Here is a 15,305-nt window from a genome sequence, read left to right as displayed (position 1 = left end):
GTGTGGCCCTTCGTCCCGCTTTCAGCAGCCCTTCAGCCGCACCGCCAGATAGTCGGACACCTTGTCCAGCGCGACACGCTCCTGCGTCATGGCATCACGTTCGCGGATGGTGACCGCACCGTCCTCAAGGGTGTCGAAGTCGACCGTCACGCAGTACGGCGTGCCGATCTCGTCCTGGCGGCGGTAGCGGCGGCCGATCGCCCCGGCGTCGTCGAACTCGACGTTCCAACTCTTGCGCAGCTCGGCAGACAGGTCGCGGGCCTTGGGCGAGAGATCCGCATGCCGGGACAGCGGCAGCACCGCGGCCTTGACCGGAGCCAGCCGCGGGTCGAGCTTGAGCACCGTGCGCTTGTCCACCCCGCCCTTGGCGTTAGGCGCCTCGTCCTCGGTATACGAATCGACCAGGAACGCCATCAGCGAGCGGGTCAGGCCGGCCGCCGGCTCGATCACATACGGCACGTAGCGGGTATCGGTGGCCTGATCGTAGAACGACAGGTCGACACCGGAATGCTCTGAGTGCGTGGACAAGTCGAAGTTGGTGCGGTTGGCGATGCCTTCCAGCTCGCCCCACGGGTTACCGGCAAAGCCGAACTTGTACTCGATGTCGGTGGTGCCTGCGCTGTAGTGCGACAGCTTCTCCAGCGGGTGCTCGTACAGGCGCAGGTTCTCACGCTTGATACCCAGGTCGGTGTACCACTGCAGCCGGGTGTCGATCCAGTACTTGTGCCATTCGGGCGCTGTCGCGGGCTCGACGAAGAACTCCATCTCCATCTGCTCGAACTCGCGGGTGCGGAAGATGAAGTTGCCCGGCGTGATCTCGTTGCGGAAGCTCTTGCCGATCTGGCCGATACCGAACGGCGGCTTCTTGCGCGCGGTGGTCACCACGTTGGCGAAGTTGACGAAGATACCCTGCGCGGTCTCAGGCCGCAGGTAGTGCAGACCTTCCTCGCTCTCGATCGGCCCGAGGTAGGTCTTGAGCATCATGTTGAAGTCGCGCGGCTCGGTCCACTGGCCGGGATCACCGGTCTCGGGATCGCGGATGTCGGCCAGGCCGTTGGGCGGCGGACAACCGTGCTTGGCCTCGTAGGCCTCGATGAGATGGTCAGCACGGTAACGCTTGTGCGTGATCAGCGACTCCACCAGCGGATCGTTGAACACCTCGACGTGACCGGAAGCCACCCACACCTGCCGGGGCAGGATGATCGCGCTGTCCAGGCCGACGACATCATCGCGACCGGTGATCACCGACCGCCACCACTGCCGCTTGATGTTCTCTTTGAGCTCGACGCCGAGTGGCCCGTAATCCCACGCCGACTTCGTGCCGCCGTAGATTTCGCCGGACTGGTAGACCAGACCACGGCGTTTGGCCAGGTTCGCAACGGTGTCGATGATGGATGCCACGGTGCAACAGAGTAGCGATACCGCGCGAGCATCGATAATCCGCCAGAACTGTTGACATGCGACTTTGTGCATGTATTCTGACAGTTAATGAAAACCGTTTCCAACTTGACTGAATCTACGTCACCGGATCACCACGCCGATCACGACACGGTGCGCGATCACGACAGCGCGCCGGCACCGGAGTTGCCGCCGCGCGAGATCCTCGAAACCGCCGGCGAGTTGCTGCGCGCTCTGGCCGCGCCGGTGCGGATCGCGATCGTGCTGCAGCTGCGGCAGTCGGGACGCTGTGTCCACGAGCTGGTCGATGTCCTCGACGTGCCACAACCTCTGGTCAGCCAACACCTGCGCATCCTGAAACAAGCCGGCGTGGTGTCCAGTGAGCGGGCCGGGCGCGAGGTGCTCTACCGCCTCGTCGACCACCACCTGTCCCACATCGTCGTCGACGCGGTCACCCACGCCGGCGAGGACAGGCGGTGACCGGAACGGTCCGATCCACCCGGCAGCGGGCAGCGATCGCGGACCTGCTCAACGAAACCGAGGGGTTCCGGTCCGCCCAGGAATTGCACGACGAGCTCCGGAGCCGCGGCGAGGGCATCGGCCTGACCACGGTGTATCGCACGCTCCAGGCGATGGCCGGCGCGGGCGCCGTCGACACCCTGCGCACCGACACCGGTGAATCGGTGTACCGCCGGTGCTCGGCACACCATCACCACCACCTGGTGTGCCGCAATTGCGGTTCCACAGTCGAGGTGTCCGGTGGCAACGTGGAGACCTGGGCCGCCGATGTCGCCCGCGAGCACGGCTTCTCCGATATCAGCCACACCATCGAGATCTTCGGGGTGTGCGGCGACTGTGTCGGATCAGCCGACTGAATCACCGATCACGCGCGCCGGCAACGGGTCATGACATGAGGTCGCGACGCACGTCGGCACCCGTCGCCAGCACCATCAGGATCAGCGTGCGCAAAGCTTCGTCGGTGAGCCCGGCTGCCGGAAAGTTGTAACGCAGCATCACGTCGGCGACCTTCTTCACCGAGCTCTTGCGCACCGCCCCTTTCGCCGTCGTACCGTTGACGGGTGTGGTGACCAACTTCTCCACCAAGACCACCGAGCCCAGCATGGTGCGGCTGGCGTGATTGGTCACCCGTTCGCGAATCTTGTTGTTGAGCGGCAGATCCCACGCCAGCGGCTGCGTCAGAGATACCATCTCCAGCCCTTCGGCGATGGTGACGACGCGCACCGAGGCGACCGATCCGTCGACGGTGACGGTCAGCGCGTCGTCCTCCTCTTCGACGACGGACATCACCTCACCGAGCGCGGAGGACAACTGTTGCAGAAGGCTAGGCATGACGCATCACGCCCTGCCGAAGCGACGGTTGCGGTTGACGTATTCCTCGCAGGCCGCCCACAGATCGCGACGGTCGTAATCGGGCCACAGCTTGTCTTGGAACACGAACTCCGCGTACGCGGCCTGCCAGAGCAGGAAGTTGCTGGCTCGCCGCTCCCCCGAAGTGCGGATGAACAGGTCGACATCGGGGATGTCGGGCCGGTGCAGGTGTTTGGCGAACGACGCCTCGCTGATGCGGCTCGGATTCACGGTGCCCGCTACTGCGTCTTCGGCGAGCGCCCTAGCCGCCTCCACGATCTCGGTACGCCCGCCGTAGTTCACGCAGTAATTGACGGTGATGACATCGTTGTCGACAGTCATCTGCTCGGCGATATCGAACTCCTTGATGACGCTGCGCCACATCCTGGGCCGTGAGCCGACCCACCGCATGTTCACACCCATGGCATCCAGATTCTCCCGGCGGCGGCGCACCACCTCCCGGTTGAAGCCCATCAAGAACCGGACTTCCTCGGTGCTGCGCTTCCAGTTCTCGGTCGAAAACGCGTACACACTCAAGTGTTTGATACCGAGTTCGATGGCGCCGCAGGTGACGTCGATCAACACCGCCTCACCCATCTTGTGTCCCTCGGTCCGGCCCAGCCCCCGCTGGGTGGCCCAGCGACCGTTGCCGTCCATCACCACCGCGACATGATTGGGCACCTGGTCTGCCGGGATCTGCGGCGCGGAAGCCTTCGAGGTGTGCTGCGGCGGGCGCGAGAAGCGGCCGTTGGTATTGGGCGGCAACTCCGGGAAAACGACCGGCCAGGTCGACGTGTCAGGGAAGGTCGGATAGTCCTCAGGCGCCGGGGGAAGCTGCGGGTAGGTGATCTTGCCCCGTTTGAATGCCATGTGCCATATCCTGCCCGACCAGCGCGGCCCGTCGGTCGGCGACTGTCCGATCCACCCGGTAGGTCCGCTCCACCAGAGGCAATGTCCGCAACTGACGTTCCAGATGCCACTGCAGGTGCGCCGCGATGAGCCCGCTGGCCTGGCTGCGGTGCCCCGACGTCGTCGTCTCGGCATACTCCCAGTCGCCGTCATGCAGCGCCGTCATCAGATCGAGTACCGCCTGCGGCGGCGTGGACGATCCGCTGGGCCGGCAATGCACGCACACACTGCCGCCGGCGGCGACGTGGAATGCGCGGTGCGGACCCGGCGCGGCACAGCGGGCACATTCGGTCAGCGCCGGCGCCCAGCCGGCCACCCCCATCGCCCGCAGCAGGTAAGAGTCGAGAACCAGCTCCCGAGCGCGGGCACCGTCGGCGACCGCTCGCAGCGCCGCCACCGTCAGCCGGTGCAGTGCGGGCATCGGCGCCCGCTCCTCGCCGGCCAACCGTTCGGCAGTCTCCAACATGGCGCACGCACACGTGTAGCGGCCGTAGTCACTGACGATGTCGGCAGCAAAGGCGTCAATGGCCTGAACCTGCGTGACGATGTCGAGATTGCGGCCGGGATGGAGCTGAACGTCGATGTGAGCAAACGGCTCCAGCCGGGCACCGAACTTACTGCGGGTACGCCGCACACCCTTGGCCACCGCGCGGACCAAACCGTGGTCGCGGGTGAGCAGGGTGACGATCCGGTCGGCCTCGCCGAGCTTGTGCTGGCGCAGCACTACCGCCCGATCCCGGTACAGCCGCATCGGGACAGTCTCTCATCGTGGCCGGACAGATTTGCCGAACGCACCGCCGATATCCTCAAATGTGATGGGAAAATCCACGGCCACCGACTCGACCTCTCCAGTCCTGGATACCCTCGTCAATCAGCTCTACCAGCTCGCCAGTGGCGCCGTCACATCTGAGCAACTGGTACAGCGGTCACTGCATGCCATCGCCGCCAGCCAGTCCACGCTCAACGCGTTCCGGGTGGTCCTCGCCGAGCAGGCGATGACCGACGCCACCGCCGCCGACCGCAAACGCGCGGCCGGTGAGCAACTGCCGCTGCTGGGAATTCCCATCGCCGTCAAGGACGACGTCGACATTGCCGGGGTGCCCACCCGCTTCGGCACCGACGCCGATGTCCGACCGGCCACGGCCGACTCCGAGGTGGTGCGCCGGCTCAGAGAGGCCGGCGCGGTCATCGTCGGCAAGACCAACACCTGCGAGCTCGGGCAGTGGCCGTTCACCGGTGGACCGGCATTCGGCCACACCCGCAATCCGTGGTCACGTAAACACAGCGCGGGCGGCTCCTCCGGCGGCAGCGCGGCAGCCGTAGCCGCCGGACTGGTCAGCGCGGCCATCGGCTCGGACGGCGCGGGCAGCGTCCGCATCCCCGCGGCCTGGACCCACCTGGTCGGTATCAAACCGCAGCGCGGACGGATCTCCACCTCGCCGCTGCCCGAAGCGTTCAACGGCATCACCGTCAACGGGGTGCTGGCCCGTACCGTCAGCGACGCCGCACTGGTACTCGACGCCGCATCGGGCAATGCCACCGACGACCTGCACCAACCACCACCCGTGCAGACCGCCGACTACGTAGGTCAAGCGCCGGGGCCGCTGCGGGTCGCGATGTCGACGGCCTTCCCGTTCACCGGATTTCGGGCCAGGCTGAACCCGGAGATCCTCGCCGGGCTGCACACCGTCGCCGAACAACTCGGCCAGCTGGGACACAGCGTCGTCAGAAAAGACCCCCATTACAGCCGCCGGATGTCGTGGGATTTCCTATCGCGCTCCACTGCCGGACTGCTGGACTGGGCCGAGAGACTCGGCGAGCAACACCACGGTGTCAACTACGACGAACGCACTGTGATCAACATGCGCATCGGCCGGTTGCTCTCCGAGGATGTGCTGCGCAAAGCCAGGGCCCACGAAGCTGAGGCACGACGCCGCGTCGGCTGGATCTTCAACCTCGTCGACGTCATCATCGCGCCCACCACCGCCCTGCCACCGCCCCTGACGCACGAATTCGACCGGCTCAGCTGGACCGCCACCGAACGCGCAGCCATCCGATACTGCCCGATAACCTGGCCGTGGAACCTGCTGGGCTGGCCGGCAATCAGCGTCCCGGCCGGCTTCACCTCCGACGGGTTGCCAATCGGCGTGCAACTGATGGGTCCGGCCAACAGTGAGCCGCTGTTGATCTCACTGGCCGCCGAGTTGGAAGCGATCAACGATTGGGTCGCCAGACAACCCGCGCCGTGGTGGCACACTCCGGAGGCGACTTCGCCGCAGCAGCAAAGAATCGAGTAGTCGCCTACTCCATCGCCCCTCTTGTGCGTCACCCCGGATGTGCGGTCGACAGTGGCCCGGCAGAATGCAAACCCCGGCGCACACAAAGACCCCACCGGGTCAACCGTGCTGTTCGGGTGACCGGATCCGGCGAGGTGTGCAACATCGTCACTGCGTGTTCAGCCGGTCCCGAGACTCAGAAGCCGAGTCGCCCGAGCTGTTTGGGGTCACGCTGCCAGTTCTTGGCGATCTTGACCCGCAGATCCAGATAAACCTTTGTGCCGAGCAGCTTTTCGATCTGGGTGCGGGCCGCGGTGCCGACCTCGCGCAGCCGTGCACCGCCTTTGCCGATGACGATGCCCTTCTGACTGTCCCGCTCGACATAGAGGATCGCGTGCACGTCGATGAGGGGATTGTCGGCATCGCGTCCTGGCCGTTCCTCGACGTCCTCGATCACCACGGCCAGGGAGTGCGGCAGTTCGTCGCGCACGCCTTCCAGCGCGGCCTCGCGGATCAGCTCGGCCATGAGGACTTCCTCGGGCTCGTCGGTCAGCTCACCGTCGGGGTAATACGCGGGGCCCGGCGGCAGCTTGGAGACGAGGACATCGGTGAGCACGTCGAGTTGTTCGTTGGCGGTGGCCGACACCGGGACGATCTCAGTGTCGGGGCTCGATTCTGATTGCTCCTCGCGTCCGCGGGATCCTGATTGCTCCTCGCGTCCGCGGACCAGTTCACTGACCGCCATCAACTGTGCGGCGACGCGATCCTTGGACACCTTGTCGATCTTGGTGACGATCACGATCAGGGTGGTCTTCGGTGCGACCGCACGGATCTGCTGATATATCCAGCGGTCTCCCGGGCCGATCGCCTCGTCGGCGGGGATGCACAAGCCGATCACATCGACCTCGGAGTACGTGTCCTTGACCAGATCGTTGAGCCGCTGGCCCAGCAGGGTGCGGGGCCGGTGCAAGCCCGGTGTGTCGACCAGGATGATCTGGAAGTCCTCACGGTGCACGATGCCGCGGATGGTGTGCCGCGTGGTCTGCGGCCGATTCGACGTGATCGCGACCTTGCTGCCGACCAGCGCGTTGGTCAGCGTCGACTTGCCGGTGTTGGGCCGGCCGACGAAACACACAAAGCCGGAACGGAATTCGACATCGTCGGTCATACCGGATTTCCTGCCCGGTCGGTGACGACCACCGCGGCATCGGCGGAAAGCTCCCGCACCGCAGCCACTCCGGCGTCCTGTTCGGAGCCGCCGACCAGGACCGCCGCCTCCAGACCTGTGGCACCGCTGGAGACAGCGGCCGCCACTGCCGCCTGCAGTGCGGTCAGCCGCAGCGCCGCCAGCTCCACCGGTGCGCCGGCGTAGGTACGCCCATCGAGATCGCGGACGGCAGCACCGGCCGATGTCTCGGCCCGGCCCATCGCCCCACGGGCGAGCACCACGAGTTTGGCGTCCTCGGCGTCAAGTTCAGTCATCGACGGTTAGCTCCTGTTCATCGGTCTCGATCGGGCTCACGAGCACGGTGCCGACCCGCACCCGGCCCCGACGAGCGGGGCCACCTTCGGCGCGCAACCGCAGCCGACCCCAGTCCACCTGTGCACCGGGCAGCGGGACGCGGCCCAGTTCCAATGCAAGCAGGCCGCCGACGGTGTCGACGTCGAGATCCTCGTCAGGCTCCAGGTCATACAGTTCGCAGAGATCCTCGATCGGCAACCGCGCGGAAACCCGGAACTGCTTGTCGCCCAAGTCTTCCACGGGCGCCACCTCATCGGTGTCGTACTCGTCGGCGATCTCGCCGACGATCTCCTCCAGCACGTCCTCGATGGTGACCAGCCCGGCGATCGCGCCATACTCATCGACCAGCAGCGCCATGTGGTTACGGGCAAGCTGCATGTCGTTGAGCAATTCGTCGAGCGGTTTGGAGTCCGGGACGAACACCGCCGACCGCATCACCTGCGCCACCGTGGTGTCCTGGCCACCATTGGTGGAGTAGTAGGTCTGCTGGACAAGGTCTTTGAGATAGACCACGCCGACGACGTCGTCGACGTTCTCCCCGATCACGGGGATGCGGGAATGTCCGCTGAGCACCGCCAACGAGGTGGCTTGCCCCGCAGACTTGTCGCTCTCGATCCACACCATCTCGGTGCGCGGCACCATCACCTCGCGCGCAGGAGTGTCGCCGAGCTCGAACACCGACTGGATCATTCGGCGTTCCTCATCGGCCACCACGCCGCGCTGCTGAGCCAGATCGACCACTTCACGCAGCTCGATCTCGGAGGCGAACGGGCCGTTGCGGAAACCGCGGCCAGGCGTGAGTGCGTTGCCGATCAGCACCAGCAGGCGGCTGATAGGTGTCAACAGCATCGAAATCGCCTGCAGCGGTATCGCGGACGCCAGCGCGATCGAGTAGGCGTTCTGTCGGCCGACGGTGCGGGGGCCGACGCCGATGGCCACAAAACTGGTGACCACCATGATCGCCGCCGCGGCCACCAGGCCCCAACTCACCCCGAGGTGACCGTCGAGATAGGCGACCAACAGCACCGTCGCACAGACTTCGCACGTGATACGCAGCAGGACTACGAGATTGATGTAGCGGGGCCGCTCCGCGACCACCCGCGACAGCCGGGCCGCGCCGGGCCGCTCGTCACGGACCAGTTCTTCGATGCGGGCAATGGACACCGTCGACAGTGCCGCGTCGATCGCAGCGAACAGCCCGCCGAACCCGACCAGCGCGATGGCGCCGAGCAGTGGGGCGAGTCCGCTCACCGTTCGTCGCCGTTGAATTCGTCAAAGTATCGGGACTCGTCCAGCAGGCGCTGGTCCTTCTGGGTCTGCTGGTCGTCGTGGTAGGCCTGCACCTGATTGGCCACCCACTCCTCGAGGAGTTGGCGCTGCAGGGCGAACATCTCTTTTTCTTCATCGGGCTCGGCGTGATCGTAGCCCAGCAGATGCAGCACCCCGTGCACCGTCAGCAATGCCAGCTCCTGGCCGAGCGAATGCCCCGCCTTGACCGCCTGTTGCTCGGCGAACTCCGGGCAGAGCACGATGTCGCCGAGCATCGCCGGCCCCGGCTCGGATGAGTCCGGCCGGCCGCCGGGCTCCAGCTCGTCCATCGGGAAACTCATGACATCGGTGGGGCCCGGCAGGTCCATCCACCGCATGTGAAGGTCGGCCATCGCGGCGCTGTCCACCAACACCATCGAAAGCTCGGCTGCCGGATGCACATCCATCTTCTCGATGACGAACCGCGCGACGCTGATGAGTTCCGACTCCGAAACGTCGATGCCCGACTCGTTGGATACCTCGATGCTCATTGCCGTGACCGCCCGGTCGATGATCGGCGCTGGGCCCGGTTCAACAATGCCGGCTCCTCATGTCGTGCGTAGGCGTCGACGATTTCCGATACCAACCGGTGGCGAACCACGTCAGCACTGGTCAGTTCGGCGAAGTGGATGTCTTCGATACCGTCGAGAATGGTCATGGCGGCGCGCAACCCGGAGGTGGCACCGCCGGGTAGATCCATCTGGGTGATGTCACCGGTGACGACGACCTTGGACCCGAACCCGAGCCGGGTCAGGAACATCTTCATCTGCTCGGCGGTGGTGTTCTGCGCCTCGTCGAGAATGATGAACGCGTCGTTGAGGGTGTTGTGGGTGAGCAGGAAATCCTCGGTGACGTAGAGCGAGTCTTCGGCCGCCACGCTGATGCACACGGCCTCCGTGGTGCCCGCCGGTTCGATACGGTCGATGAACCGCATCGGCCGGCCGCCGCCCGTCTCGTCGTACTTCGCCGCCTTACGCACCAGCCGGAACGGTACGACGCCTGCAGGTAGGCGGATGTCAAGAATGTGGGCGTCAAGACGGTGATGAACTTCGCGCCCCCGGGCCAGTCCGGGCTTACGCCCCTCGGCTTTCCGCGTGCGCACATAGACGACACCGCCCAGCGACTCGACGAGGAAGACCACATCATCCCGCAGCCGATCAGATGCGGTCGTGTACTGGACCCGGCAGGTCCGGCCGTCCTGCGTGACAGGGCCTCCGTCGGTGTCAAGGAGACCCTGCAGCACGGCCAACCGCACGTCCGGCGAATTGAACAGGTAGTCGGCCGGAACGAACTTCGTGTCAGATTTCTTACCGGCCAAACCCAGGCGGCGCATGACTCCGGTGACCGGGTTCTCGATCGTGATCACTTCGCCTGGGCTGGCGACACGATTCAGCACGTAATCGATCTCGGTCTTGCGGCGAACCACGATGCCGGGAACAAGGGTCTCGAGCGCCTCCGCCAGCTCCGGATCCTTCGTCGCGAAGGTCGGGGTCGCGTGGGAGGAGAAACATCCGTCGCCCAACAGCAACCCCAAGGCATACGGATCCATCGGCACCGGCCGAGACTCGAACATCACCGGAGCACTCAGCAGCGGCAGCTCGTAGCGGTGGGCGTGGGCGGCTCGGAGATTCCCGATCATCTCCTTGGTCTCCAGCACCCGAGCCGGCTTGTTTCGCCGTCGGTCCGAAGCCGTGTACACCGCCCACAGATGGTCACCGGACGCGAGCGTCGACGCACCGTCCTGCATGCAGACCCGATAGATCTCCTTGAAGCCCTGCGGGTATACGCCAGTCACTTCCGTCGGTGATCCATCCGAGCCGATCACGAAATCACCGACCTTGATCTCGCCGATCGGACGGAACCCGCCGGGTGTGAGCACGTTGGTGAACAACGGTTGCGCCCGGCCCCTCATGTATGCCAGCGGCGCGACCTCAATCACCCCGGCGCTCATCAGCTTTGGGATCAGCTCGGGATCCATCATGTCGTGCAGGGCATCATAGAGCGGCCGCAGGTACGGATCGATCTTCTCGCTGAGCGTGCCGGGCAGGAAACCAAGGCGCTCACCGGCTTCCACCGCGGGGCGGGTCAGGATGATCCGGCTGACCTGCTTGGTCTGCAGAGCGCTGACCGCTTTCGCCATGGCCAGGTACGTCTTGCCGGTACCGGCGGGGCCGATCCCGAAGACGATGGTGTGGGCATCGATGGCGTCGACGTAGCGCTTCTGGTTGAGCGTCTTGGGCCGGATGGTCTTGCCGCGCCGGGACAGAATGTCCAGCGTCAGCACCTCGGCTGGCGATTCGTCCTCGGTGCCGGTCAGGATCGCGACGCTGTGCCGCACCGCATCCGGCGTCACCGCCTGCCCGCTGGATGCGACGGCGACCAGTTCGGCGATGACGCGTTCGGCCAGTGCCACGTCGGCCGGTTCGCCGGCGAAGGTGATCTCGTTGCCGCGCACGTGGATGTCGGCGGCGAGCAGGCGTTCGAGCGCCCTCAGGTTCCCGTCAGCCGAACCCAGCAGACCCACGATGATGTCGGGTTGAACACTGATGCTGCTGCGGACCGATTCCAGTGAGGAAGCCGAGGAATCAGCTGTTGTCTCGCGGGGCGTCACGTGGGGTTTGGTTCCTGCCTTCGGTATACGAGTCGTGGCACTTCCAGGGTGGTTTGCTCAGACCAGTTTACCGCCGGTCTGTGACACCTCCCAATGGATAAGCAGCGCAGACGGCGAAGGGCGCCCCAGCAGGGGCGCCCTTCGCAGAGAGTGTGGCCGTTAGGGGCTCTGGTGGACAGTGGTGTCGACCTGCGGCACCGTCACGTGCGGGCCGATCTGATCCAGCCAGTCGTGGTGGCCGACGTCGGCCTGCGCGGGCCCGGCCAGACCCAGGACTGCGGCAGCCATGCCACTGGCGATGATGGTGGCAAACCCGAACTTTTTCATGATGATCCCGCTTCCTTCGTCTACTGCGGTAGCGGCCGGTGGTGTCCTCTTCGTCGCCGGTCTGCTGGCTAGAACACCCAGGTCAACCAGATAATTCCGTTGGCAGAAATTGATCGTCGGCTGGCAGAAAATCCCTCAGACCCAGCGCGATGTCAGTGCACCGATCGCGCCCAACGCGACCGCCGCAGCCGTCGACGTACGCAGCACTGTGGGTCCCAGCCGCACCGCCCGGGCGCCGGCTGTGTTCAGTGCCACGAGCTCCTCGTCGGCGATACCGCCCTCCGGTCCGACAATCAGTATCAGCGAATCAGCTTGGGCGAGAGCCGATTCGGTGATGGGCTCGGTCGCCGACTCATGCAGCGCCAGTACGAGCGCGCCGTCCGCCGCCGCGGCGGCGACACGTCGGGTCAATTCGGCCGTCGACACCACGCCGTCAACCGCCGGGATGTGGGCCCGGCGGGCCTGCCGGGATGCCGAGCGAGCCACCGCCTCCCACCGACGCAGCCCCTTGTCCGCCTTGAGTCCGTCCCAGCGCGCCACGCACCGGGCCGACTGCCAGGCGATGAACGCATCGGCACCGGCCTCGGTGGCCAGCTCCACGGCCAGCTCGGACCGGTCCGACTTGGGCAGGGCTTGCACGATGGTCACGTACGGGCGCGAAGTTGCGACGACGCGTCGCTCCAGCACCCGCGCCGACAACCGGCCCTTGGCGGTGTCCTCGACGACGCAGTGCGCGAGCGTCCCGGCGCCGTCCCCGAGGTCGATCTCTTCGCCGGCCCGAATGCGCCGGACATTGGCCGCGTGGAAACCCTCGTCGCCGTCCAGGAGGGCGAGCTCGCCGGGCGCAGGCAGCGCATCGAGGTAGAACAGCGCCCTGGTCACATCGGTGCCACGGCCGTCAGCGGCCGGAGAACGTCTCGCGCAGCCTGCTGAACAGCCCACCGTTCCCGGCCGCCGCCGACGCCTGCGTCGAACGCACCTCGGCGGTGTCGCGGGGCCGGTTCTCCTTGAGCTTGCGCAGCAGTTCTATGTCGGTGTGATCGAGCCGTGACGGCACCACGACGTCGATATGGGCGTGCAGGTCGCCGCGCACGCCCGAGCGCAGATGCGGCATACCGTGGCCGCGCAGCGTGGTGACCGCACCGGGCTGGGTGCCCGCGGCGATGGCGATCTCGGTGTCGCCGTCGAGGATGTCTGCGACGCTGACGGAGGTACCCAACGCGGCGTCGGCCATCGGGACGGACACCGTGCAGTGCAGGTCGTCACCGTCGCGAACGAAGGTGGGGTGCTGCTTTTCGTGCACCTCTACGTACAGGTCGCCTGCCGGGCCACCGCCGGGGCCGACCTCGCCCTGGGCCGCCAGCCGCACCCGCATCCCGTCGCCGACGCCGGCCGGAATCTTGACGCTGATCTCGCGCCGGGAGCGCACCCGGCCGTCGCCGCCACAGCGCGTGCACGGATCCGGGATCACCTCACCGACACCCCCACACACAGGGCACGGACGCGCCGTCATCACCTGACCCAGCAGCGATCGCTGCACAGTCTGGATCTCGCCGCGCCCGCCACAGGTGTCGCAGGTCACCGGGGTGGACTTGCCGTTGGTGCCCTTGCCCTGGCACAGGTCGCACAGCACCGCGGTGTCCACCGTGACCTGTTTGGTCACCCCGGTGGCGCATTCCTCCAGATCCAGGCGCATCCGCAGCAGGGAATCGGCACCGGGCCGGACCCGACCGATGGGACCGCGCGACGCGGTACCGCCACCGAAAAATGCCTCGAAGACGTCACCGAGACCGCCGAAGCCACTGAATCCTCCGTTGGCGGCACCGACGGTCTCCATGGGATCGCCACCCATGTCGACGATGCGGCGCTTCTCGGGATCGCTCAGCACCTCGTAGGCCACCTGGATCTCGGTGAACCGGGCCTGGGCCTGCTCGTCGGGATTGACATCGGGGTGCAGTTCGCGGGCCAGCCGCCGATAGGCGCGCTTGATCTCCGAATCACTCGCACCATTGCTCACTCCGAGCAAGCCGTAATAATCGCGTGCCACGCCAGACCTTTCACTGCCGCTCAGCGGCTGCCTAAGACTTCACCAATGTAGAGAGCAACCGCAGCGACATTAGCGATAGTTCCCGGATAGTCCATTCGAGTGGGCCCCACCACACCCATGCCGCCGTACACCTTGCCCAAACTGCCGTAGGCGGTACTGACCACCGACGTCCCCGCCATTTGCTCGGCCTCGGTTTCGTGGCCGATACGCACGGTGACCTTGCCGGCCTCCTGCTGCGCCGCCAACAGCCGCAACACCACGACCTGTTCTTCCAGCGCTTCCAGCACCGACCGCAGCGAGCCGCCGAAGTCGGCGGTGTTGCGGGTCAGGTTGGCAGTGCCGCCGAGCAGCAGCCGCTCCTCGACGTGCTCGACCAGCGTCTCGACCAGCACGGTGGCCGAACGCCCGACCGCGTCGGCCAGACCGCCGCTGCCGTTGAGGTGGCTGGCCAGATCCGACACCGCAATCGATGCGGCGGTCAATCGCTTGCCCTCTAGGGCCTGGCCCAGCATTTCCCGCAGCTTGGACAGTTCGTGCTCGTCGATGGCGTCGCCGAGTTCGACGATGCGCTGGTCCACCCGGCCGGTATCGGTGATGACCACCAGCAGCAGCCGCGCCGGGGTCAAAGCCACCACCTCGAGGTGGCGCACGGTCGAGGTGGACAGCGTCGGGTACTGCACGATGGCCACCTGCCGGGTCAGCTGGGCGAGCAGGCGCACAGCCCGGCGCAGCACGTCGTCGAGGTCGACGCCGGATTCGAGGAAGTTGAGGATGGCGCGACGCTCGGACGACGACAGCGGTTTGACGTTGTCGATGCGGTCGACGAACTCGCGGTAGCCCTTCTCCGTGGGCACCCGACCCGAGCTGGTGTGCGGTTGAGTGATGTAGCCCTCGGCCTCCAGCACTGCCATGTCATTGCGCACGGTCGCGCTGGACACACCCAGGTTGTGGCGTTCGACGAGGGTTTTCGAACCGATCGGCTCCTTGGTGGCAACGAAGTCGGCGACGATGGCGCGCAACACTTCAAAACGACGATCGTCGGCACTACCCACGTGTTCACCTGCCCTTCCGAGTTACCAGGGGCTCATATCGCCTGATCCATTTTACTGACTGGCGAGACCTTCACCGACCCCATCGACAATGCGTGCGGAGCAGGGCGAGGACTAGCCTGCAACCATGCCGTTGGCAAGACCGTGTACAGGTGGCCCGCAAGCAGGTCGGCGATGATCTTCAAACGTGTCATCGAGGGCAAGCCCTATCCCGAGCACGGATTGAGCTATCGCGACTGGTCCCGTATCCCGCCCCGGCAACTGCGGCTCGACGAGTTGGTGACCACCACCACGGTGCTCGCCCTGGATCGGCTGTTGTCGGAGGACTCGACGTTCTACGGCGATCTGTTCCCGCACGCGGTCAGGTGGCACGGCGACATCTATCTGGAGGATGGCCTGCACCGCGCGGTGCGTGCCGCGCTGCGGAACCGCACCATCCTGCATGCCCGGCTGTTCGACATGGACTCGCTGCACCGCGCGTGACTAGCGT

At 65.9% G+C, this 15,305-nt stretch carries 16 protein-coding genes and 3 pseudogenes; 4 read left to right on the top strand and 15 right to left on the bottom strand.

The annotated features are described in order from the left end of the window. Window positions 1-21: 21 nt before the first annotated feature. Window positions 22-1,401, bottom strand: a complete 1,380-nt coding sequence (locus B133_RS0103430; protein ID WP_018599317.1) for a glycine--tRNA ligase — start codon at window positions 1,399-1,401, stop codon at window positions 22-24. A gap of 87 nt (window positions 1,402-1,488) precedes the next feature. Here B133_RS0103430 and B133_RS0103425 point away from each other — a divergent pair, with 87 nt between their 5' ends. Continuing rightward, window positions 1,489-1,878 (top strand): helix-turn-helix transcriptional regulator, encoded by a 390-nt coding sequence (locus tag B133_RS0103425; RefSeq protein WP_018599316.1) that lies wholly within the window; start codon window positions 1,489-1,491, stop codon window positions 1,876-1,878. Continuing rightward, window positions 1,875-2,273, top strand: a complete 399-nt coding sequence (locus tag B133_RS0103420) for a Fur family transcriptional regulator (RefSeq protein ID WP_018599315.1) — start codon at window positions 1,875-1,877, stop codon at window positions 2,271-2,273. Before B133_RS0103425 ends, B133_RS0103420 begins: the two co-directional genes overlap by 4 nt. 28 nt (window positions 2,274-2,301) lie before the next feature. Here the strand turns inward: B133_RS0103420 and B133_RS0103415 are convergent, their stop codons facing one another. From B133_RS0103415 to recO, 3 genes are read right to left on the bottom strand one after another with little or no spacing between them, the layout of a single operon-like run. Then, on the bottom strand, window positions 2,302-2,748 hold the full coding sequence (locus B133_RS0103415; protein WP_018599314.1) for a hypothetical protein: 447 nt from the start codon (window positions 2,746-2,748) through the stop codon (window positions 2,302-2,304). Window positions 2,749-2,754: 6 nt separating this feature from the next. Then, on the bottom strand, window positions 2,755-3,636 hold the full coding sequence (locus tag B133_RS0103410; RefSeq protein WP_018599313.1) for a decaprenyl diphosphate synthase: 882 nt from the start codon (window positions 3,634-3,636) through the stop codon (window positions 2,755-2,757). Further along, window positions 3,584-4,426, bottom strand: a complete 843-nt coding sequence (gene recO, locus B133_RS0103405; RefSeq protein ID WP_018599312.1) for a DNA repair protein RecO — start codon at window positions 4,424-4,426, stop codon at window positions 3,584-3,586. The genes B133_RS0103410 and recO overlap by 53 nt, the downstream gene beginning before the upstream one ends. A gap of 64 nt (window positions 4,427-4,490) precedes the next feature. On the opposite strand from recO, the gene B133_RS0103400 reads away from it, so the two are divergent. Then, a complete protein-coding gene (locus B133_RS0103400; protein WP_018599311.1) occupies window positions 4,491-5,972 on the top strand; it encodes an amidase in 1,482 nt (493 codons plus the stop codon). A gap of 175 nt (window positions 5,973-6,147) precedes the next feature. Here B133_RS0103400 and era read toward each other — a convergent pair whose 3' ends face one another. The 11 genes and pseudogenes from era to hrcA all read right to left on the bottom strand — a co-directional run bounded on the left by era (window position 6,148) and on the right by hrcA (window position 14,818). Then, the gene (gene era, locus B133_RS0103395; protein WP_018599310.1) at window positions 6,148-7,119 is read right to left on the bottom strand and encodes a GTPase Era; all 972 of its coding nucleotides are present in this window, start codon (window positions 7,117-7,119) and stop codon (window positions 6,148-6,150) included. After that, complete coding sequence (locus B133_RS0103390; RefSeq protein ID WP_018599309.1) at window positions 7,116-7,433, bottom strand: hypothetical protein; 318 nt, start codon at window positions 7,431-7,433, stop codon at window positions 7,116-7,118. Before B133_RS0103390 ends, era begins: the two co-directional genes overlap by 4 nt. Then, window positions 7,426-8,724 (bottom strand): hemolysin family protein, encoded by a 1,299-nt coding sequence (locus B133_RS0103385; protein ID WP_018599308.1) that lies wholly within the window; start codon window positions 8,722-8,724, stop codon window positions 7,426-7,428. Before B133_RS0103385 ends, B133_RS0103390 begins: the two co-directional genes overlap by 8 nt. After that, on the bottom strand, window positions 8,721-9,272 hold the full coding sequence (gene ybeY, locus B133_RS0103380) for an rRNA maturation RNase YbeY (protein ID WP_018599307.1): 552 nt from the start codon (window positions 9,270-9,272) through the stop codon (window positions 8,721-8,723). Before ybeY ends, B133_RS0103385 begins: the two co-directional genes overlap by 4 nt. After that, a pseudogene (locus tag B133_RS24795) lies at window positions 9,269-9,604 on the bottom strand (PhoH family protein); the annotation flags it as partial. The gene ybeY and the pseudogene B133_RS24795, both read right to left, overlap by 4 nt. A 258-nt stretch (window positions 9,605-9,862) precedes the next feature. Then, window positions 9,863-10,114: pseudogene (locus B133_RS24790) on the bottom strand (LAGLIDADG family homing endonuclease); the annotation flags it as partial. A 567-nt stretch (window positions 10,115-10,681) separates the two neighbouring features. Beyond that, window positions 10,682-11,392 (bottom strand): annotated as a pseudogene (locus B133_RS24785) (PhoH family protein); the annotation flags it as partial. A 159-nt stretch (window positions 11,393-11,551) separates the two neighbouring features. Then, window positions 11,552-11,719, bottom strand: coding sequence for a hypothetical protein (locus B133_RS24020; protein ID WP_018599305.1), 168 nt, complete (start codon window positions 11,717-11,719; stop codon window positions 11,552-11,554). A 135-nt stretch (window positions 11,720-11,854) separates the two neighbouring features. Further along, window positions 11,855-12,601, bottom strand: a complete 747-nt coding sequence (locus B133_RS0103365; RefSeq protein ID WP_018599304.1) for a 16S rRNA (uracil(1498)-N(3))-methyltransferase — start codon at window positions 12,599-12,601, stop codon at window positions 11,855-11,857. Between the two features lie 16 nt (window positions 12,602-12,617). Further along, window positions 12,618-13,766: a molecular chaperone DnaJ gene (gene dnaJ / locus B133_RS0103360; RefSeq protein WP_018599303.1), complete on the bottom strand. Its 1,149-nt coding sequence runs from the start codon at window positions 13,764-13,766 to the stop codon at window positions 12,618-12,620. A gap of 20 nt (window positions 13,767-13,786) precedes the next feature. Continuing rightward, on the bottom strand, window positions 13,787-14,818 hold the full coding sequence (gene hrcA, locus B133_RS0103355; protein ID WP_026255919.1) for a heat-inducible transcriptional repressor HrcA: 1,032 nt from the start codon (window positions 14,816-14,818) through the stop codon (window positions 13,787-13,789). Between the two features lie 171 nt (window positions 14,819-14,989). Here hrcA and B133_RS0103350 point away from each other — a divergent pair, with 171 nt between their 5' ends. Then, complete coding sequence (locus tag B133_RS0103350) at window positions 14,990-15,298, top strand: type II toxin-antitoxin system VapB family antitoxin (RefSeq protein ID WP_018599301.1); 309 nt, start codon at window positions 14,990-14,992, stop codon at window positions 15,296-15,298. The last annotated feature ends 7 nt before the right edge of the window (window positions 15,299-15,305 follow it).

Origin of the sequence: Mycobacterium sp. 155 (assembly GCF_000373905.1) — a bacterium.
GTDB lineage: Bacteria > Actinomycetota > Actinomycetes > Mycobacteriales > Mycobacteriaceae > Mycobacterium.
Note: the sequence above shows the minus strand (reverse complement) of the source record. Positions and strands in the feature narration are given on the sequence as shown.

Bases quoted from the DNA above. Each gene is read 5' to 3' on its own strand.
- B133_RS0103425 (WP_018599316.1), top strand. From the start codon at position 1,489: ATGAAAACCGTTTCCAACTTGACTGAATCTACGTCACCGGATCACCAC.
- B133_RS0103415 (WP_018599314.1), bottom strand. From the start codon at position 2,748: ATGCCTAGCCTTCTGCAACAGTTGTCCTCCGCGCTCGGTGAGGTGATG.
- B133_RS0103410 (WP_018599313.1), bottom strand. From the start codon at position 3,636: ATGGCATTCAAACGGGGCAAGATCACCTACCCGCAGCTTCCCCCGGCG.
- recO (WP_018599312.1), bottom strand. From the start codon at position 4,426: ATGCGGCTGTACCGGGATCGGGCGGTAGTGCTGCGCCAGCACAAGCTC.
- B133_RS0103400 (WP_018599311.1), top strand. From the start codon at position 4,491: ATGGGAAAATCCACGGCCACCGACTCGACCTCTCCAGTCCTGGATACC.
- era (WP_018599310.1), bottom strand. From the start codon at position 7,119: ATGACCGACGATGTCGAATTCCGTTCCGGCTTTGTGTGTTTCGTCGGC.
- B133_RS0103390 (WP_018599309.1), bottom strand. From the start codon at position 7,433: ATGACTGAACTTGACGCCGAGGACGCCAAACTCGTGGTGCTCGCCCGT.
- ybeY (WP_018599307.1), bottom strand. From the start codon at position 9,272: ATGAGCATCGAGGTATCCAACGAGTCGGGCATCGACGTTTCGGAGTCG.
- B133_RS24020 (WP_018599305.1), bottom strand. From the start codon at position 11,719: ATGAAAAAGTTCGGGTTTGCCACCATCATCGCCAGTGGCATGGCTGCC.
- B133_RS0103350 (WP_018599301.1), top strand. From the start codon at position 14,990: ATGATCTTCAAACGTGTCATCGAGGGCAAGCCCTATCCCGAGCACGGA.